Annotated in this window: 17 protein-coding genes; 5 read left to right on the top strand and 12 right to left on the bottom strand. The window is 55.0% G+C overall.

Annotated features, from left to right (window positions below):
- Positions 1 to 24: 24 nt before the first annotated feature.
- Positions 25 to 600 carry a Fe-S biogenesis protein NfuA gene (nfuA, locus tag GEAM_RS17170; protein WP_034793862.1) on the bottom strand — a complete coding sequence of 192 codons (576 nt, stop codon included), beginning with the start codon at positions 598 to 600 and terminating at the stop codon, positions 25 to 27.
- A 59-nt stretch (positions 601 to 659) separates the two neighbouring features.
- Positions 660 to 1,349, bottom strand: coding sequence for a DNA utilization protein GntX (gene gntX, locus GEAM_RS17165; RefSeq protein ID WP_034793859.1), 690 nt, complete (start codon positions 1,347 to 1,349; stop codon positions 660 to 662).
- A gap of 44 nt (positions 1,350 to 1,393) precedes the next feature.
- Between gntX and bioH the strand changes: the two genes are divergently transcribed.
- The 3 genes from bioH to GEAM_RS17150 all read left to right on the top strand — a co-directional run bounded on the left by bioH (position 1,394) and on the right by GEAM_RS17150 (position 3,462).
- Positions 1,394 to 2,164, top strand: a complete 771-nt coding sequence (gene bioH, locus GEAM_RS17160; protein WP_034793857.1) for a pimeloyl-ACP methyl ester esterase BioH — start codon at positions 1,394 to 1,396, stop codon at positions 2,162 to 2,164.
- 231 nt (positions 2,165 to 2,395) lie between these two features.
- Positions 2,396 to 2,671, top strand: coding sequence for a YdgH/BhsA/McbA-like domain containing protein (locus GEAM_RS17155; protein ID WP_034793855.1), 276 nt, complete (start codon positions 2,396 to 2,398; stop codon positions 2,669 to 2,671).
- 170 nt (positions 2,672 to 2,841) lie between these two features.
- Complete coding sequence (locus GEAM_RS17150; protein ID WP_034793854.1) at positions 2,842 to 3,462, top strand: malonate decarboxylase holo-ACP synthase; 621 nt, start codon at positions 2,842 to 2,844, stop codon at positions 3,460 to 3,462.
- Here GEAM_RS17150 and GEAM_RS17145 read toward each other — a convergent pair.
- From GEAM_RS17145 to greB, 5 genes are all read right to left on the bottom strand, one after another.
- A complete protein-coding gene (locus GEAM_RS17145) occupies positions 3,459 to 3,698 on the bottom strand; it encodes a FeoC-like transcriptional regulator (protein WP_034793853.1) in 240 nt (79 codons plus the stop codon). The two genes, GEAM_RS17150 and GEAM_RS17145, sit on opposite strands and share 4 nt — an antisense overlap.
- Before the next feature lie 9 nt (positions 3,699 to 3,707).
- Positions 3,708 to 6,023, bottom strand: coding sequence for a Fe(2+) transporter permease subunit FeoB (feoB, locus tag GEAM_RS17140; RefSeq protein ID WP_034793852.1), 2,316 nt, complete (start codon positions 6,021 to 6,023; stop codon positions 3,708 to 3,710).
- 69 nt (positions 6,024 to 6,092) lie between these two features.
- On the bottom strand, positions 6,093 to 6,320 hold the full coding sequence (gene feoA, locus GEAM_RS17135; RefSeq protein WP_034793850.1) for a ferrous iron transporter A: 228 nt from the start codon (positions 6,318 to 6,320) through the stop codon (positions 6,093 to 6,095).
- A gap of 383 nt (positions 6,321 to 6,703) precedes the next feature.
- Complete coding sequence (locus GEAM_RS17130) at positions 6,704 to 9,049, bottom strand: Tex family protein (RefSeq protein ID WP_034793849.1); 2,346 nt, start codon at positions 9,047 to 9,049, stop codon at positions 6,704 to 6,706.
- A gap of 113 nt (positions 9,050 to 9,162) precedes the next feature.
- Positions 9,163 to 9,651, bottom strand: a complete 489-nt coding sequence (gene greB / locus GEAM_RS17125; RefSeq protein ID WP_034793848.1) for a transcription elongation factor GreB — start codon at positions 9,649 to 9,651, stop codon at positions 9,163 to 9,165.
- A gap of 284 nt (positions 9,652 to 9,935) precedes the next feature.
- Between greB and ompR the strand changes: the two genes are divergently transcribed.
- Together ompR and envZ are read left to right on the top strand one after the other, a co-directional pair.
- Positions 9,936 to 10,655, top strand: a complete 720-nt coding sequence (gene ompR / locus GEAM_RS17120) for an osmolarity response regulator transcription factor OmpR (RefSeq protein ID WP_009635740.1) — start codon at positions 9,936 to 9,938, stop codon at positions 10,653 to 10,655.
- Positions 10,652 to 12,013 carry a two-component system sensor histidine kinase EnvZ gene (gene envZ / locus GEAM_RS17115; protein WP_034793847.1) on the top strand — a complete coding sequence of 454 codons (1,362 nt, stop codon included), beginning with the start codon at positions 10,652 to 10,654 and terminating at the stop codon, positions 12,011 to 12,013. The genes ompR and envZ overlap by 4 nt, the downstream gene beginning before the upstream one ends.
- 651 nt (positions 12,014 to 12,664) lie before the next feature.
- Here the strand turns inward: envZ and pckA are convergent.
- The 5 genes from pckA to GEAM_RS17090 form a co-directional block, all read right to left on the bottom strand.
- Positions 12,665 to 14,284 carry a phosphoenolpyruvate carboxykinase (ATP) gene (gene pckA / locus GEAM_RS17110; protein WP_034793846.1) on the bottom strand — a complete coding sequence of 540 codons (1,620 nt, stop codon included), beginning with the start codon at positions 14,282 to 14,284 and terminating at the stop codon, positions 12,665 to 12,667.
- 246 nt (positions 14,285 to 14,530) lie between these two features.
- Positions 14,531 to 15,412: an Hsp33 family molecular chaperone HslO gene (gene hslO, locus GEAM_RS17105; protein WP_034793845.1), complete on the bottom strand. Its 882-nt coding sequence runs from the start codon at positions 15,410 to 15,412 to the stop codon at positions 14,531 to 14,533.
- A 30-nt stretch (positions 15,413 to 15,442) separates the two neighbouring features.
- Positions 15,443 to 15,847: a ribosome-associated heat shock protein Hsp15 gene (gene hslR / locus GEAM_RS17100; protein WP_034793844.1), complete on the bottom strand. Its 405-nt coding sequence runs from the start codon at positions 15,845 to 15,847 to the stop codon at positions 15,443 to 15,445.
- A 24-nt stretch (positions 15,848 to 15,871) separates the two neighbouring features.
- Entirely contained in the window at positions 15,872 to 16,561 is a 690-nt protein-coding gene (yrfG, locus tag GEAM_RS17095; protein WP_034793842.1) for a GMP/IMP nucleotidase, read from the bottom strand.
- 157 nt (positions 16,562 to 16,718) lie between these two features.
- Complete coding sequence (locus GEAM_RS17090) at positions 16,719 to 18,866, bottom strand: IgaA/UmoB family intracellular growth attenuator (RefSeq protein ID WP_072009919.1); 2,148 nt, start codon at positions 18,864 to 18,866, stop codon at positions 16,719 to 16,721.
- Positions 18,867 to 19,331: the final 465 nt, after the last annotated feature.

The raw sequence follows: 19,331 nt of genomic DNA, 5'->3' as shown, positions 1-19,331 counted from the left end.
TTCTACCTTTGGCAACTTGTTCTATTAGTAGAACGAGTGCTCGCCGCGCTGGTGTTCGGTCAGGTCACGAACGCCTTTCAGCTCTGGGAAGTTTTCCAGCAGTTCTTTCTCGATGCCGTCTTTCAGGGTGACATCAATCATTGAACAGCCGTTACAGCCGCCGCCGAATTGCAGAACTGCGATGCCGTCATCGGTGATTTCCATCAGAGATACGCGGCCGCCGTGGCTGGCAAGCTGTGGGTTGATACGAGATTGCAGTTGATATTCAACACGTTCCATCAGAGGCGCGTCGTCAGCAACTTTACGCATTTTCGCGTTAGGGGCTTTCAGCGTGAGCTGTGAGCCAAGCTGGTCGGTAACAAAGTCGATCTCAGCATCGGCCAGATATGGCTTGCTCAGCTCGTCGATGAAAGCGGACAGCTTTTCGAATTTCAATTCAGTATCCGTTGCTTCCACCGCATCAGGTGGGCAGTAGGACACTCCGCACTCCGCGGTCGGCGTACCGGGGTTGATCACAAATACGCGGATCTGGGTGCCTTCTTCTTGGTTTGCCAGCAGTTTGGCAAAGTGCGCTTGGGCAGCATCGGTAATAAGAATCATAACATTGGCTCAATAGTTGACTACTCCAGTTGGTTATAATACGCCCTTTACTTAGCCGACTACAAGGTGCGACAAACGCACCAAATCTGTAGCGAGGCAATCCCCTGATTTCTCAGTAACTTACTGATTTCACATAATGTGCTCCCCGTTGTAACAACATCATCAAGCAGCGCAACATGCTTGCCGTGGAAGTTTTCGCGGCAAATAAAGGCTCGGCGAAGGTTACGTTTTCGTGCAGATTCGGAAAGCCGTTGCTGTGGCGGCGTGGCGCGAATTCGCTGTAAAGCATAGGGGTGAAATTGACATCGCAGCCAGCGCGCCAGCGGCGCGGCCAGCAGCTCGCTCTGGTTATAGCCGCGTGAAAAGTAGCGCCGCCGATGCAAAGGCACGCTAAGCAGGATATCGGGGCGAACCACCTCGGCGGCTCGAAATCGGGCCAGCCAGCGAAACAGCAGCAGTCTGGCGAGCGGCAGGGCCAGCTCGGGCTGTTTGGCGAACTTCAAACGCATCACCAAGCCGTTGAGTGGCGCAATATAGTCACTCACTTGCACCAAGGCGTCCCACGGCGGCGGCTTGCGCAGGCAGCGCCCGCAGTCGAGTTTGGCGTGGCTGCTGGGTAGTCCGCAGCGCGGGCAGCAGGGCGGGGGGACGGGGAGGTATTTGACGCAAACGCTACAGAGGCCGTGCCGCGCAAGATGCAGCGGCTGTTGGCATAGCCAGCACTGCGCCTGAATTGTTATCCTTAACATCACTTTTCCCTTTGTAGATTTCGAAACCCAACGGACATTACCCTATGAATAAGCTCTACTGGCAGACCTTAGGTGAAGGCGATCTCGATCTTGTGCTGCTTCACGGATGGGGGCTGAATGCGGAAGTCTGGCGTTACACCGCCGAGCGACTCGCGCCGCATTTTCGGTTGCATCTGGTGGACTTGCCGGGCTATGGCCGCAGCGAAGGTTTTGGGCCGATGAGCATTGAGGAGATGGCCGACACCGTGCTGGCCGCCGCGCCGCAAAAAGCCGTCTGGCTCGGCTGGTCGCTGGGTGGGCTGGTCGCCAGCCAGATTGCCCTGAGTGCGCCAGAGCGCGTCGAAAAGTTGATCATCGTGGCTTCTTCGCCTTGCTTTGCAGCTCACGATGAGTGGCCGGGGATTAAGTCCGAAGTGCTGCACGGCTTCCAGCATCAGCTGAGTGAAGATTTCCAGCGCACGGTGGAGCGTTTTCTGGCGCTACAAACGCTGGGCAGCGACAGCGCTCGTCAGGATGCCCGCATGCTGAAATCAGTGGTGCTGAGCCAGCCGATGCCGTCGGTTGAAGTGCTCAATGGCGGATTAGAGATTTTGCGGCAGGTGGATCTGCGTCAGGCTCTGTGCCAACTCAGCGTGCCAATGCTGCGCATTTACGGCGCACTCGACGGGCTGGTACCGCGCAAAATTGTGCCGTTATTGGACGCGCTGTGGCCTGAAAGCGAGTCGCATATCATTGAAAAATCGGCTCATGCGCCTTTTATCTCTCACCCTGAAGCCTTCTGCGAGCAGATAAAGCAGTTTGCTGTCACACATTGAAATCTAATGTAAATATTTTATACATTTCGACTGGATATTTTTTGGGAGTGACTAATACTTAGGCAGATAATACCGAAAGGTGATTGTCGGGCCAGCCTATGGCCCGGTTACATCATGCCGCGTTTCTGGGGAAATTTTGGTGTCAGGCCAGGAAGGTTACGCCAGCGCGGATTTCATCGTCGGTATTATCATGGGAGCTTTATCAAAATAATCACTCTTAGAGGTAACTTCATGAAATCTTATAAAATTATGGCAGCAGTTGTTCTGGCAGGCGTATTCTCAACTAGCGCAATGGCGGCAGAGTTGATCACCAAAGAAGTGGCACAAGAGAAAGGTTTGGTTAGCCTGGGCACCATCACGACCAGCAACGAATACACTGCACCAATGGATGCGCGCGAAGAGCTGTCCAAGCAAGCTGACGAGAAAGGCGGCAAATACTTCGTGATCATCGGTGGTCAAGAGAAGAAGAAAATCAGCGCAACGGCTGAAGTCTTTAAAGACAAATAAGTTTTTAACGACAAATAAGCTTTACGGTCTTCACGAGAAGGGTGCCCACGGGCGCCCTTTTTTGTGGGTCATTCTTCAGGTTAAGTTCGCCAGCGGGTTGTGTATCATTAGCTGACTACCCTTTATAGCAGTGGGGTTTTCGCTGCTTTGAACAATAAGGAAGCTTAACGATGAGTTTGCCGCGTGCCCATGACCTGATTTGGATTGCCGACCGTTCGGCGCTGGAAAGTGATCAAGCCTTGCCCGAGTGGGTGAGTCACTGGCGGACACATTTGCCGCTGGTGGTGTGTCGCGGGCAGCGTGCTGATGGCGCTATCGCCGTGGGGATTCGTGGTATGACGCGCACTCAGCGGGCGACGGCTTGGGTGGCTGCTTCCTCTATCGTGCGCACCGTGACGCCGGAATCGCTGGTCGCCAACCCAGTATCATTGCTGCATTCGCGCTTTATTTCCCTGCCTCCCATGCAGTCGTTGATCACCTTCGCCAGCCTGAAATGGCCGTGGACATGGGGTGTGACCGGCAGCTGCGCCTACACCATGGCCAGTGATATCCCGGCGATGCACGCCGAAAGTAACCTCGACTTACTGATTCGCTGTGACCAGCCGGTTTCGCCAGAGGCGTTTCGCGAGTTGAGCAACACCTTGCAGCAGCTGCCGTGCCGCACCGATGTACAAATCGTGACGCCGCAGGGCGGTTTTGCGCTTAGTGAGTGGTTGCAGGGCGGCGAGGTGGAATTAGCCACGGACGCGGGCTCTGTGCAAGTCCGCGACCCGTGGCAACCGCTGAGCTAAGAAGGGATCAGCCGGTAGCTGACCGTCAGGCATTTTTTGCCGTCTGCACAACTTTTGCAGCGGCCGCTGAGGCAGCTGTTATCAGGTTCAACGGCTTCCAGTTTTCGCATGGCGACCAGTTTGTCGAGCATCGCCTGCACCAGCGGCTGTGGCGCTTTCAGTTGCAGGCTCAGTTGGTGTGCATCGGCGATTCCAGCCAGCGCCACGTTATCGCGAACGGCTATCAGAGAAGTCATCTCAACTCCTTAATGGCAATCGTTAACTGCCGGTTGGCAGCAAGCGGCGACGTTGCGAGGCTTCAGCGTGACGGTCACGCGGCTGCGCATTTTCCGCAGCGCCACCAACACCAGCGCATTAAAAGCAATCACGGTGAGAATGATGCCCAGACTGCTGGCCGGGTGCTGGCTAAAGGTGGCGGTTTGGAAGAACAGCGTCGCCAGCGAATAGGCCACATTCAGCCCCCACGCGATGGAGAAGGTCATCCATCCACGGCTGGTTTCGCGAGCGATAGCCCCCATGACCGACACGCAAGGCACATACAGCAGCACGAAGATCAGGTAGCTGTAAGCTGAGATCGCGGTGCCGAATTTACTGCTCATCACGCCCATCGAGGTGGCAGCCATTTCGCCGTCGCCCTTGCTGGCTTCAATCGGGTTCGACAACACGCTCAGGCTGAAGGTGTCTTTCAAACCCTGCCAAGTTTCGTGTACCGCGCCGTTCAGTTCATCCAACAGGTTGAAGTTGGCGGCATCAAACTCCTGCGTGGTGATGTGCTCGGCGGTATATAAGGTGTTGAGCGTGCCGACCACCACTTCTTTCGCCATCGCGCCGGTTACTAGCCCAACCGTTGCCTGCCAGTTATCTTCGTGAACGCCCATCGGTTTCAGCAGCGGCGTCAGCACTTTACTGACGCTCGCCAGCGCCGAGTCATTAATGTTGTCCACCGCCTTGCCGCTGAAGGAGAAACTGTTCAGCGCGCCGATACAAATACTCGCGATAACAATGACTTTACCGGCGCGCAGCACAAAGCCTTTCAGCCGCTGCCACGTTTGCAGCAGCAGGCTTTTCAGGTGCGGAATGTGGTAAACCGGCAGCTCCATCACGAAGGGTGAAGCTTCTCCGCGCATGATGGTGTATTTCAGCACTAAACCGGTGAGGATAGCGACCACGATGCCGAGCAGATAGAGAGAGAACACCACCGATGCGCCACTCTGCCCAAAGAACGCGGCGGAGAACACGGCGAAAATCGCCAGACGCGCGCCGCAGGACATAAACGGCGCCATCATGACGGTCATCAGCCTTTCGCGCGGCGCGTCCAAGGTGCGCGCGCCCATAATCGAAGGCACGTTGCAGCCAAAGCCGACAATCAGCGGCACGAAGGATTTGCCCGGCAGCCCTAGCGCTTGCATCAGGCGGTCCATCACGAACGCCGCCCGCGCCATATAGCCGGAGTCTTCAAGGAAGGAGAGGAACAGGTACATCATGCCGATTTGCGGCACCAGCGGCAGCACGGTGTTGATACCGCCGCCAATCCCCTGCGCGAGGAAAATCGTCAGCCACTGCGGGAAGTGCAGGGTGAAACCCACCCACTGCATGCCTTGAATGAACACAGCGGCCGAGCCGATATCGAAAATCGGTTGCAGCGCGCCGCCGATGTTAATCGCCAGCAGGAACATCAGGTACATCACCAGCAGGAAAATCGGCACGCCGAGGAAACGGTTGAGGATCACCCGGTCGAGGAGTTGCGTCATGCGATTCGGCGCGGTCAGGTGTGAATTACTGACCGCTTCGCACAGGCTAACAATGCTCTGATAGCGTGCATCGGCGATCAGCAGTGCCGGGTCTTCATACTGCTGGCTGACCAGTCTTTCGCGCACGGCGGGCAATAGCGCGGCGGCGTGCGGGGCATGGGTCTGGCTATAAATGTCGCCTTCCAGCATCTGGAGTGCCAGCCAGCGGCGCTGTTGCAGCGGCAGTGGGTCTGGGATGGCGGCGGCCATGGCGTCCACTTCTTGCTGTAACACCGGCGGATAAATCACGCGGGAAAGGTCAGAGGCGGCAGGGCGGCTATCAATGCATTTTTTCAGCTCGCTGATGCCGCTGGCGCGGGTAGAAATCAGCGCAATCACCGGGCAGCCCAGCCGTTTTTCCAGCGCAGCGATATCAATAGTGATGTTCTGAGTCTGGGCGATATCCAACATGTTCAGCGCCACGATGCAGGGAATGCCAAGCTCCAGCAGTTGCAGCGTCAAATAAAGGTTTCGCTCCAGATTCGAGGCATCCACCACGTTGATTATCAGGTCGGCGTCGCCGCTGAGAATGTAGTGGCAGGCAATTTGTTCGTCGAGAGAAGTTTGTTCGGAGATGGTGGTGAGCGAGTAGGTGCCGGGTAAATCCACCAGCGTGACCTGATGCTCGGCCGTGGCGAACTGGCCTTCTTTACGCTCTACAGTGACCCCGGCCCAATTCCCCACGCGTTGACGTGCGCCAGTTAATTGGTTGAAAAGGGTGGTTTTACCGGAGTTCGGGTTACCAATTAAGCCAATAGTGAGTGCTTTCATACGTTGGTTTCTACGTGAGAGAAGAGAGCGGCGCGGGCATTAAATTAAAGCGAGCCCGCGCTGAAAAAATCATCCGGCCTGCATTTCCAGCTTCAACAGGTCGAGGTCTTTTTTACGCACCACCAGACTGGTGCGACGGGTTTCGATTTGTACCGGGTCGCCCATCGGCGCGACGCGGATAATATTGAACAGAGAGCCGGGCAGCATGCCCAGTGACAGCAGTTTCTGCCGATAAGCCGGGCTGATTTCGTGTGAAAAGCCGGTAATTTTATAAGCACGTTGAGAGATCAGTTGCATAGGTCCTCGCGAAGCGTTCAGGCGGAATGGGGACGGCGATAACGCCGTGCTTCCTTGCCCGGTTATTACCCTCTGTATGGGGTAAATCGTTGCGAAATAAGGTCTGGCTGGTGTCTGGCGAACTCTCGCCAATCAAATGACTTAAGAAGTAAAAATGCGAATAGTTATCATAATTAGTACGCGCCAAGAGAGTTAAAAAAGGGATATTCCCTAAAAGACTCCCTTCGCGATGGGGCTATCCTATGCCTGTGCTGGAGCGGATTTATTGATTTAACTCAGTGATTACGTGATTAGTAATCATTCAATAAGTAGGGGTATTGGCGGGAGTAATAAAAAAGCCGCTGAAATTCAGCGGCTTTGAGCAAGGGCGGGAATTGTCGCTTTTAGTGCTTTTTACCAAAGGCGGCGGCGAGAGCATCGCCCATCGCGCTGTTGCCCGCAGGTGTAGAAGCCGCGCGTCCGGCCGGTTTGTTCGCTGGACCGCGCTTTTGTGCGTCGCGGCCATTGCCAGCGGCAGGTGCCGCTGAACCGCCACCGCGACGGGCCGAGGTTTCGCCCGGCTGCTCGTCCAGACGCATGGTCAGCGCGATGCGCTTACGCTGCAAGTCCACTTCCATCACTTTCACTTTGACGATATCGCCCGCTTTGACCACGGTGTGCGGGTCATCGACAAACTTATTTGCCAGTGAAGAGATGTGTACCAGACCGTCCTGATGGACGCCGATATCCACGAATGCGCCGAAGTTGGTCACATTAGTCACTGAGCCTTCCAGCACCATGCCCGGCAGCAGGTCATTCATGGTTTCAACGCCGTCAGCAAAGGTCGCGGTTTTGAACTCAGGACGCGGATCGTGCCCCGGTTTTTCCAGCTCTTTGATGATGTCGGTCACCGTAGGCACGCCGAACTGCTCGTCGGTGAACTCGCTGGCTTTCAGGCCGCGCAGGGCGTTGGAGTCGCCCATCAGCTCTTTCAGCGCCAGATTGGTCGCCGCCAGAATGCGCTGCACCACCGGGTAGGTTTCCGGGTGAACGGTTGAGGCATCCAGCGGGTTGTCGCCGTGGTTAATACGCAGGAAGCCTGCACACTGTTCAAAGGCTTTCGGCCCCAGACGGCTCACTTTCAGCAGCTGTTCACGGTTGCGGAACTGGCCGTTTTCGTCGCGCCAGCTAACAATATTCTGCGCCATCATGCGCGTCAGGCCCGCAACGCGAGTCAACAACGGCACTGAGGCAGTATTGAGGTCAACGCCCACGGCGTTCACGCAGTCTTCCACCACCGCATCCAGCTTTTTCGCCAACTGGGTCTGGCTGACGTCATGCTGATACTGGCCGACACCGATGGATTTCGGATCGATTTTCACCAGCTCGGCCAGCGGGTCTTGCAGGCGACGAGCGATAGACACCGCGCCACGAATGGAGACGTCGAGGTCCGGGAACTCTTGCGCCGCCAACTCGGAGGCTGAGTAGACCGACGCACCGGCCTCGCTGACAATCACTTTCTGCGCTTTTACTTCCGGGAACTGTTTTTGCAGGTCGAGGAAGAAACGCTCGGTTTCGCGAGAAGCCGTGCCGTTGCCGATAGCCACCAGTTCAACATTGTGTTTGATACACAGTGCCGCAACCTGCTGGGCCGCTTTCGCCGCCTGACCGGTGTGTGGGTAGACGGTATCGGTGCCGACCAGCTTGCCGGTGTTATCCACCACCGCCACTTTAACGCCAGTGCGCAGACCGGGGTCGAGGCCCATGGTGGCGCGCATCCCGGCCGGAGCGGCCATCAGCAGGTCGTGCATGTTGCGGGCGAAGACGTTAATCGCTTCGTCTTCAGCGCGCTCGCGCACCGTGCCCATCAGCTCGGTTTCAAGGTGCAGCAGCACTTTGATGCGCCATGTCCAGTTGACCACCGCGCGACGCCAAACGTCGGCTGGCGCATTGTTCAGGCGCAGCCCGAGGTGCTCAATGATCAGCTGCTCGGCATAGCTCTCTTTCGGCGCTTCGTCATGCTGCGGGTCGGCATTCAGCGCCAGTTGCAGCACGCCTTCGTTGCGGCCGCGGAACATTGCCAACGCGCGGTGAGAAGGGACTTTGGAAATCGGTTCGTGATGGTCGAAGTAGTCGCTAAATTTCGCGCCTTCCTGCTCTTTGCCTTCCACCATGCGTGAGACTAAGTGGGCGTTCTTCCACAGGTAGTCGCGGACTTTGGCCAGCAGGCTGGCATCTTCGGCGAAACGCTCCATTAAGATGTAGCGCGCACCATCAAGGGCGGCTTTGGTGTCGGCGACGCCTTTGTCTGCATCAACGAATTTGGCTGCGGTGGCGTCCGGCTCGTTTTGCGGCTCATTCCACAGCAGGTCGGCCAGCGGCTCAAGGCCCGCTTCAATGGCGATTTGCCCACGAGTGCGGCGCTTAGGTTTATACGGCAGGTATAAATCTTCCAGCTCGGTTTTGCTCAGCGTGGTGTTAATCGCTTTGGCGAGGTCGTCGCTCAGTTTGCCCTGATCCTCAATGGATTTGAGAATGGTTTGGCGGCGATCTTCAAGTTCACGCAGATAGCCCAGACGGCTGTCCAACTGACGCAGTTGGGTATCATCCAACCCACCGGTGACTTCCTTACGATACCGCGCAATAAATGGCACGGTATTACCTTCATCCAGCAGACGCACCACGGAAGCAACCTGCTCCGGGCGAACCTGCAATTCAGTTGCGATAATGCGGCTCAGTTGATCATTCATAGGCTTTTCATTGGTTGAGTGACATAAAAACTGGGGGACAGTTATACGTTTTGAGGGTGAAAAATGCCAGTTATCTGGCCCTTCTCACCGGCGTTTTGAGAGTCATGGAAGGTTTACGAATTCGGCGCTTCTTCATCATAGTTGATTTCATTCACATACCACATGGCTTCGCCGACTGGGGTTTGCACCACCGCGCTGTCGCCCACCTCTTTCTTTAGCAGGGCGCGGGCCATCGGTGAGTCGATGGAAATGTAATCTTTGCGGCCAAAAATTTCGTCATAGCCGACGATGCGAAAACGCTTGGTGTCGCCGTCGTCGTTTTCAATATCAACCCAGGCACCAAAGAACACTTTGCCCTTTTGCTGCGGCGAGTAATCGACAATGCGCAACTGCTCAAGGCATTTGGTCAGATAGCGAACCCGTCGGTCAATCTCGCGCAGGCGCTTCTTATTATATTGGTAGTCGGCGTTTTCACTACGGTCGCCAAGGCTGGCAGCCCACGTGACTTTCTTGGTCACTTCAGGCCGCTCTTCGCGCCAGAGGAAGTCCAGCTCTTGCTTAAGTTTGTTATAACCTTCGCGGGTAATCAGTTTGGTTTTCATATTCTGTTCACGAGTGAGTCTGTGCGCCAAAGGGGAATATTTTCATAGCCGGGTTGCAGGCTCAAGATTGCTAGAGCAAATTAGCCGTAAAGAGGTAAAGTGGCAATCATGCTGATTTATGTTAACGAGGGCGTGAGTTGCCGCTGAAAATTGTTGATAAATTAGGAAAAGCATAATCTTTGTAACAATTTCGACTAGAATATATACCATTAATAGCTGTCTGTTTTAGCACGAATTTCTAACAATACAGACTTCGGGTATTCATGCCTTTGGGAGTAATAAAAATGCAAGAGAATCATAAGATTCTGGTTGTTGATGACGATATGCGCCTGCGGGCTCTTTTAGAACGTTACCTGACCGAGCAAGGTTTTCAGGTACGTAGCGTAGCGAACGCCGAACAGATGGATCGCTTGCTGACTCGTGAATCATTCCACCTGATGGTGCTGGATTTAATGCTTCCGGGCGAAGACGGCCTGTCCATTTGCCGCCGCCTGCGCAGCCAAAGTAACCCGATGCCAATCATTATGGTTACCGCCAAAGGCGAAGAAGTTGACCGTATCGTTGGTCTGGAAATCGGCGCCGACGACTATATTCCTAAGCCATTTAACCCGCGTGAACTGCTGGCCCGTATCCGCGCCGTGCTGCGCCGTCAGGCTAACGAACTGCCGGGCGCGCCTTCTCAAGAAGAAGCGGTTATTTCCTTCGGTAAGTTCAAACTGAACCTCGGCACCCGCGAGATGTTCCGTGAAGATGAGCCTATGCCATTGACCAGCGGCGAGTTTGCCGTGTTGAAAGCCTTGGTAAGCCACCCGCGTGAGCCGTTATCTCGCGACAAGTTGATGAACTTGGCCCGTGGCCGCGAATACAGCGCCATGGAACGTTCAATTGACGTACAAATTTCCCGCCTGCGCCGCATGGTGGAAGAAGATCCGGCACACCCACGTTACATCCAAACCGTTTGGGGCTTGGGTTACGTCTTTGTACCGGACGGCAGTAAGGCATGAGACGAATACGCTTTTCACCGCGTAGCTCGTTTGCCCGAACCCTGCTGTTGATCGTCACCTTGCTGTTCGTCAGCTTGGTGACGACCTATTTGGTCGTGCTGAATTTCGCCATTCTGCCGAGTCTGCAACAGTTCAATAAGGTCTTGGCTTACGAAGTGCGTATGCTAATGACCGATCAGTTGCAGCTGGAAGATGGCACGCTGCTGGCCGTTCCTCCTGCATTCCGCCGCGAAATCTACCGCGAGCTGGGGATCTCTCTGTACACCAATTCGGCCGCCGAAGAGAGCGGGCTGCGTTGGGCGCAACATTACGAATTCCTCAGTCAGCAAATGGCGCAGCAACTCGGTGGCCCTACCGATGTTCGCGTCGAAGTTAACAAGAATACCCCGGTCGTGTGGCTGAAAACCTGGTTGTCTCCTGACATCTGGGTGCGCGTGCCCTTGACTGAAATTCATCAGGGCGACTTCTCCCCGCTGTTCCGCTACACCTTGGCGATTATGCTGTTAGCCATAGGCGGCGCGTGGCTGTTTATCCGTATTCAAAACCGACCCTTGGTGGAACTTGAACACGCCGCGTTGCAGGTGGGTAAGGGGATAATCCCGGCCCCGTTGCGCGAATACGGTGCGTCTGAGGTGCGTTCGGTGACCCGCGCGTTCAACCAGATGGCCGCAGGCGTGAAGCAGCTTGCCGACGACCGAACCTTGCTGATGGCTGGTGTCAGCCACGACCTGCGCACGCCGTTAACCCGTATTCGCTTAGCGACGGAGATGATGAGCGACGGCGATGGCTATCTCGCGGAGTCCATCAACAAGGACATCGAAGAGTGCAACGCCATCATCGAGCAGTTCATCGATTATCTGCGTACCGGGCAGGAGTTGCAGACTGAAGAGTGCGATCTCAACTCGATTCTCGGCGAAGTGATTGCCGCAGAAAGTGGATATGAGCGTGAGATCGATAGCGATTTAGTCACCGGCGAAGTGCTGGTCAATGTGCATCCGCTGTCTATCAAACGCGCCGTGGTGAATATGGTGGTGAACGCCGCCCGCTACGGCAACGGTTGGATAAAAGTCAGCAGTGGCAAGGAGTTGCAGCGCGGTTGGTTCCAAGTTGAAGACGACGGCCCCGGCATTGAGCCAAGCCAGCTGAAGCATCTGTTCCAGCCATTCGTTCGCGGCGACAGCGCCCGCACCACCAGTGGCACTGGCTTAGGTTTAGCGATTGTGCAGCGCATCATCGATGCCCACGCCGGTTCGCTAGATATCGGCCGCAGCCCGCGTGGTGGGCTTCGCATCCGAGCGTATCTTCCCCTGCCGGTTGAGAAGGCTGTAGCGACAGCCCTTCCGCAGAAGACGGTTTAATGTAAGGGGCGTGTGTCCCCTGTAAATCCAGCCTTAAGTTCAAATTCAAAACCGTGGGCGTCGGCCCACACCGACCAAGGGAGGCGTAAACGCGCCTCCCTTGGAACCCTGCGTTTTTTATTGCTGTGAGATCGAGGCTTCGCAGGGTTGGAATGGACGTGTTTCAGCGGATATCGTGATCGTCGCGAAGTGCCGCCGCTTAGGCGGTTCCCTCCCTGCGGGATTCCAACCCGCGTAAAAAGACACGCGGTTTTCCACCTCTTGCTCGGCGTCACTTCTGAACGCGACCTACTGGCATTTACACCGAACCTTTTCATTCAATTCGCAAAACAAACCTAAACCTACTGAAAAGGGACGATTGAAAAGCCTCAGAGCCGCGCTCAAAAATGGCGCCGAATGAATGGTTCGAGACCAAAGGCTCGAAGCCTGAAATTCGGGAACCGCCTAAGCGGCGACATTTTGCGGTGGATAACTGAAGTACCTGAAACACGTCCGCCCAACGAGCGGAGCGCGCAGTGAAGAGCCGGGGAGTCTTGAGGGGCGCGGCGATAGGCGCCCCTCAAGGCCAGTTTGCGTGGCAACGCAAGGTTTTAACGGTGTGGGCCGGCGCCCACGGTCTTGAGGTTGACCTTCAAAATTTGCTAAAGCTTTTTAAAGCTTTGGCCCCGCCGCCACTAACCGCGCTCCCGCCTCTGTATCCGTGTACTTATCAAAGTTAGTCACGAACTGCTGTGCGAGGTCATGGGCTTTCTCCTGCCACTGCTCGACTGAACCGTAGGTGTTACGTGGGTCGAGGATGTGGGTGTCTACGCCCGGCAGTGCGGTTGGCACGGCGAGGTTGAAGACTGGCAGGGTGAAGGTCTCGGCGTCATCGATGGTGCCGTTCAGGATGGCGTCGATGATGGCGCGGGTGTTCTGGATAGAAATACGTTTACCCGTGCCGTTCCAGCCGGTATTCACCAGATAAGCCTGTGCGCCTGCGGCCTGCATGCGTTTCACCAGCACTTCGGCGTACTGCGTTGGGTGCAGCATCAAGAAGGCTGCGCCGAAACAGGCGGAGAAGGTTGGCGTTGGCTCGGTGACGCCGCGCTCTGTCCCTGCCAACTTGGCGGTGAAGCCAGAGAGGAAGTGATATTGCGTCTGATCGGCTGTCAGGCGTGAAACCGGCGGTAGAACGCCGAACGCGTCTGCGGTGAGGAAAATCACCTTGGTCGCGTGGCCCGCTTTTGACACTGGCTTGACGATGTTCTGGATGTGGTAAATCGGGTAGGAGACACGTGTGTTCTCGGTTTTCGAGTTATCGTCGAAATCGATTTTACCTGCGGCATCCACCGCCACGTTTTCCAGCAGGGCGTCACGAACGATCGCGCCATAAATGTCTGGCTCGGCTTCTTTGCTCAGCTTGATGGTTTTGGCGTAGCAGCCGCCTTCAAAGTTAAACACGCCGTCGTCATCCCAGCCGTGCTCATCATCGCCAATCAGCTGGCGTTTCGGGTCGGTAGACAGGGTGGTTTTGCCGGTGCCGGACAGGCCGAAGAACACCGCCACGTCACCTTTCTCGCCCACGTTGGCGGAGCAGTGCATGGAAGCAATACCTTGCAGCGGCAGCAGGTAGTTCATCACCGAGAACATGCCTTTCTTCATCTCGCCGCCGTACCACGTGCCGCCAATCAGCTGAATACGCTCGGTCAGGTTAAACGCGACAAAGTTCTCAGAGTTCAAACCTTGCTGCTGCCAGTTCGGATTGGTGCATTTCGCGCCGTTCATCACGATGAAATCCGGCTCAAAATTTTCCAGCTCGGCGTCCGTTGGGCGGATGAACATGTTTTTCACGAAATGCGCCTGCCAGGCCACTTCGGTAATAAAGCGGACTTTCAGACGTGAATCAGCGTTCGCGCCACAGAAGGCGTCGATGATGAACAGGCGCTTCGAAGAGAGCTGCTGAGTTACCAGCGCCTTCAGCTCGCTCCACACTTCTTGGCTGAGCGGCTTATTGTCATTCTTGCCTTTGCCCTGATCGGCCCACCAGACGGTGTTGCGGGTGGTGTCATCGCGCACAATGTACTTATCTTTTGGCGAACGACCGGTAAAGATACCGGTATCAACATTCACCGCGCCCAGCTCAGTGACTTGACCACGCTCAAAACCTTGCAGACCGGGTGCTGTCTCTTCTTTGAAGAGCAGATCGTAATCCGGGTTATAAACAATTTCACGCGTATCGTTGATACCGTAGGTGGCCAGTTTTTCTTTGCTGAGATGGTGGGTCGGCATGTCCCTGCTCCTAGATCGGATAGTCAAATCTGAACGGCTTGTGGCCGTCGTGTAAAATGAAATGCACTGCAATTGTAAAGATTTATGGCTTTTTATCTGCGGTTTTCTTCAAAGAATGGCATCTATGGCGGGTTTTTTGGCGGTTCTGAGAGACAGTGCACGAAGACGGTGTAACGAAAGTAAAGTAATTGAATTAAGCCGGAGCAATGTCAGACATTGCTCCGTTTTTGATGGTGTTTATGGCGTTTAGTGAACGGCGCTGTCGTCCGGCAGGCTGCCGCTGGCTTTATAGGTAGCCAGATCCATCGCGTCGAAGGCGTAATCGCTGCCGCAATAGTCACAGTGCATTTCGATTTTGCCATCTTCTTCCAGCATCTCGAGCACTTCTTCGCCCGGCAGGGTCATCAGGGCATCTGCACAACGCTCGCGAGAGCAGGTGCAGCGGAAGCAGACGTCTTGAGGCTCGTAGACCGTTACTTCTTCCTGATGATACAGGCGATACAGTACTTCAGTGGCTGGCAGGGTGAACAGCTCTTCCGCTTTGATGGTAGTGGTCAGCTGTGACAAGTGGCTGAACTCTTCCGGGTCAGTCTCTTGCGCAGGCAGCACTTGCAGCAGCAGGCCGCCCGCTGCGGCTTTACCCTCGGACTCGCCGGTACGGATAAAGATACGCGTTGGCAGCTGCTCTGAACGCAGGAAGTAGTTTTCCAGACATTCCGCCAGCGTTTCGCCTTCTAAATCAACCACGCCCTGATAGCGCTCACCTTCCGTTGGGGAGATGGTGATCACCATGTAGCCGTTGCCAATCATCTGCTTGAGCGAGCTGTCGGCGGCGATGTCGCCTTGCAGACGGGCCACGCCGCGCATCTCTTGCTTGTTGTTGCCGTTGATAACCGCCAGCTTCAGTGGGCCATCGCCCTGAAGCTGTACGGTGATGTCGCCATCAAACTTCAGCGTGGCGGTCAGCAGGCTGGTCGCAACCAGCATCTCACCCAGCAAAGTACGAACTTCTGCCGGATAATCGTGGCCAGCGACGATTTGCTCAAACGTCTCGCTGAGGGAAACCAGTTCACCGCGCACAGCGTGGTTTGTGAACAGGTAGCGGTGTAATTGGTCGTGATTGGACATGCTGTTCTCTCTACTTAAGCGACTTTCCGTTTATTCGGCATCGCCATATTTAAATTTAATCAGGTTGCGGCGCTCCTTCTTATCAGGACGCCGGTCAGGGTGTGGCATAGCATTCATTTTACGCGCCTGAGAAATTTTCTCTCGGCTGGTGATGCTCAGTTCGGTTTCCTGATACAGCTTCTGCGCCTCTTCGGCGCTACGACGCTGGGTCGTCAGGTCCAGAACCACTACGGTTTTTTCATCATTTCCCTGACGCAGTTTGATTTCGGCATTCACTTCAACCAGCTTACTCGGCTTGCCGCGCTGGCCGTTGTAATGCACTTTGCCGCCATCAATCATTTCACGCGCTAAGGCTCGTGTTTTGTAAAAACGCGCCGCCCACAGCCACTTATCGAGGCGAACCGCGTTGTCATCTTCTGGCGTTTTGCCTTTCATCTCTCTCCCCCAAATCGGCGACCCTTAGGCTCCCCGGCCTGTCACAGGCTGAATGGATGGCAGCAGGCTCAGGTAATCAGTTATGGAAGGATGGGCCTCAAACGCTTTGTTCGCCAGCGTAGAGTCGGGATTTTCTATACCCAGACAATAGCGGATACCAAAGGTTTTTGCCGCATTGAGGATGGGTTCTCCATCATCCACAAACAGGGTGCGCTGTGGGTCAAAACCGGTTTTCTGCTGCACCGCCTGCCACAAACGCTGATCTTCCTTTGGATAACCAAATGTGTGGGTGGAAAGTAATAAATCAAGGTGCTGGTCTAAACCGGTGTGCTGGCACTTGACCTCAAGGCTGTGCGGATGGGCATTGGTCAGCAAAATTGTCTGGCGGCCGCTGTCTCGCACATGCTGCAAGAAGGGCAGAGTGTCGTCGCGCAGACGCGCCCTGTGGCCAACGTCGGTGGTCATCTGGTAAATATCCAGATCCAGCTTGTTGCTCCAATAGTCAAAGCAGTACCAATTCATGGTGTGCTGCACCGCGAGGTACTCGGCATGAATATATTGCCGCGCTTCCTCGAAACTCAGTCTGCGCTGCTGGCTTAGCGCCTGCGGGACGTCGTGAAGCCAAAACTGACTGTCGAAGGCGAGATCCAACAACGTGCCGTCCATATCCAGCAGCAGGGTATCAATGTTATTCCAGTCAAACTCCGGTGGCATACAGGCTCCATATCTCCACGTTGAACGGCTTAAATACCGTTGCTGGGAGTGAAAGGTCATCAAGGGCAGAGGAAAGCGGCAGGGTAGCACATCTCACCTTCACGCCGCAGAGGTCCGGCGCGAAGGAGGTCAGGTATTTGAGTGTAACCCGAAAAGATTAATTCGATCCGTGAGGCGCAGGGTTCACGATGGTTGGGTTGAAGCAGTGATTGTAGTAGTGCTGGATGTCATTCATGCGATGTTTGTCTTTCAACATGCGTTTCGCCAGCAGCACGGCGTTCACTACCAAACAAACCACTAACAGAATCAACAACAAGCTGGTGCCGAGATAGCGCCACAGGGTGGAGATATCCGGCTCGCTGTGCAACGAAATATGGCGCGTGCCGTTGGCGTCAACGTTGATGCTGGTTATCACCCCTTGCGCGGTGAATGGCGTGTGCAGCAGCATGGAAGAGAGATTCTGCAACTGCTTCCACTGGTTCAGCGGGTTGTAAGCATAGAGTGAAACCGGCGGGGCAGGTTGGTCGACCAACTGCTTGCCTTCATCGTTGCTTATCAAGAAGCCGCCCGGCGGTGGGCTATTGAGCGCCTGTGCCGCACGGCGCGTTTCTAGCGCGAAGAATGAAGATGTGGCGGTATTCACCAGCTCGCTCAGTGACTGAGCACTGACCGGGCGCAGCAGCACGTTCATGCCTTTCAGGGTGCCGGATTTGGCACGCTTCACCAGCGTAGCCCAGTTGTCGGCGTTACCCAGATTGACCAACGCGTTCTTCAGTCGCACGCAGTCATCGCTGTTGCTACACAATGCCTGAGTTTTCAAGACGATATCAGAGAAGTCGTCCAGCAGGATCATGCCCGATTTTTCAATCGCGGTGGCAAGCTGCGGGTTAATGTTCTGCTCGGTGCCATTGTCATTGGGATGCAACTGGGTGTTCACCGAGGTAAGCAGCGCGGTGGCGGCGTCGATGGATTCTGACTCCGGCATTGGCAGCGGCGCGGCTTCGTTCCAGTAAATCCCCGAGCAGTCGAACGGCATAAAGCTGGTCGGCGCGGCGCGGGCGCTTTCTGGCGGCACATAGCACATGCCGGTGCCCTGAACTTTCAGCGTATCTCCCACGCGCAGCGGCGTTTTTTCCAGCGCTTGTACACTGTTGACCTGGGTGCTTTGCGCGCCTTGCAGCCACGCGACGCTGAGTTTCAGCGGCAGCCCGAGTGGCACATAAATCAGTAAAATCAGCAGCAGAACCAAGGCGCTGGCAGCCAGCACCAGATTCTTACCCCACTGTTGCAGCGGGAAATTCTTCACTTCGTCATGCAGAGACAAATAGCTGCCCTGACGCACCACTTGGCTGTTCATATAGACTTCAACGTCGGTCGCCTGACCCAAGTCGCGGCTAATGAACGGCTGCCAGTGTGGCGGATAAATCAGGTCTACCGCGCCCAATGAAATGTTGCTGATATCGCCTTGTTTCGACTCGCCGAACAGGCCCCAGCGCTTAGGCTGGCCGCGCAGACAGTGGATCTCTTTGCGATGCTTGCCCAGACGTTCCGCCAGATAGCGCCAGCTCACCCAGCCCGCCAGAATCACCGCCAGAGCCAGCGTCCACGGCAGCAGCACCGCCGGGCCAACCAAGGTAATAAGCAGCAACAACAGCACCGCCGCGATAGCAATAGCTTCGCGCACGCCGTTGGAACGAGTCAGTGCGTGCTCTTCACGAGTCTCATGGCGAACCTTCACCAGTTGAATGTGTTCACTCTCTTCATGGCGAATCGAGGCATTCTGCGGTGGGGTCGGGATAACGGAAGGGGCAGGGGTGGAGCGTTCGTAAATATGGTTGACCAGCGAATGGCCGTTTAGCGAGATAACCAGCGGGACGGTCTGGGTTTTGATCAGCTCAACGTGGTTCTCTTGCGCAATATACTGTTCCCAGAAGGGTGGCAGATGAACTTCGGTCGTTTCGAGGAAATATCGCCATTTATTCGGATCTTCGCTGGCGACGCCGTAGCGGGTGATCGCGCGGGTGACCGAATAAACGTTTTCGCTTTTAGCGGTCAGCGTCAATTTATCTCGCAATACCATTAAGTTACTGCGATGGGTAATCGGCGTTTGACTTAATTTTTCGTGTTGACGCAAATATTGCTCGACGGCATCTCTTTCATGCTGCGTAAGCTTGCGTTGATTGGGCTTATTGAAATGCACGGTTGAAGACGCAGTATTGCGGCGTCGGACGATAAACCAGAAGAATACGCCTGCGGCAATTGCGGTGATACACAATAAGAATAGTGTCACGATTACTGTGCTCATCCGATCCCCTGATTAAGATGATTTGTATCAACACGCTGTGAATTCATAAGTGCAAATAGTCTATCAAAACAAAGATTTAACAAAGTAATCCATCAGCACGATTTAAGCTGTGCTGGGAAATTGAATGTCATGAGGTGTTTTTAGCGGCTCTCTTTTGCGAGCCGGTTGTGGCGTAAACCGCCTACTTATCACGTAAAAACAGCCACTTTGGATCATACCAATATTCTTAACCAAGCGGGTATCGGTATAATCCTATTTTTATGCGTCGCGCTTTTTGTTAATGGGTGTTTATATAAATTGAGACGCAGATCGCCAACTTATTTCTACGAAATTGTTCAGCTTTGTTGAGGTTACCGAATTTATGTCGCACAAATATTGCGATGAAGGTTCGCATTAACGCACAATGCCATCAAGTGACAATGAACTGAAACCCATTGCGACACCGTGTCAGGTGAACAATAAATT

It is taken from the genome of Ewingella americana ATCC 33852 (genome assembly GCF_000735345.1).
Taxonomy (GTDB): Bacteria; Pseudomonadota; Gammaproteobacteria; order Enterobacterales; family Enterobacteriaceae; genus Ewingella; species Ewingella americana.
Note: the sequence above shows the minus strand (reverse complement) of the source record. Positions and strands in the feature narration are given on the sequence as shown.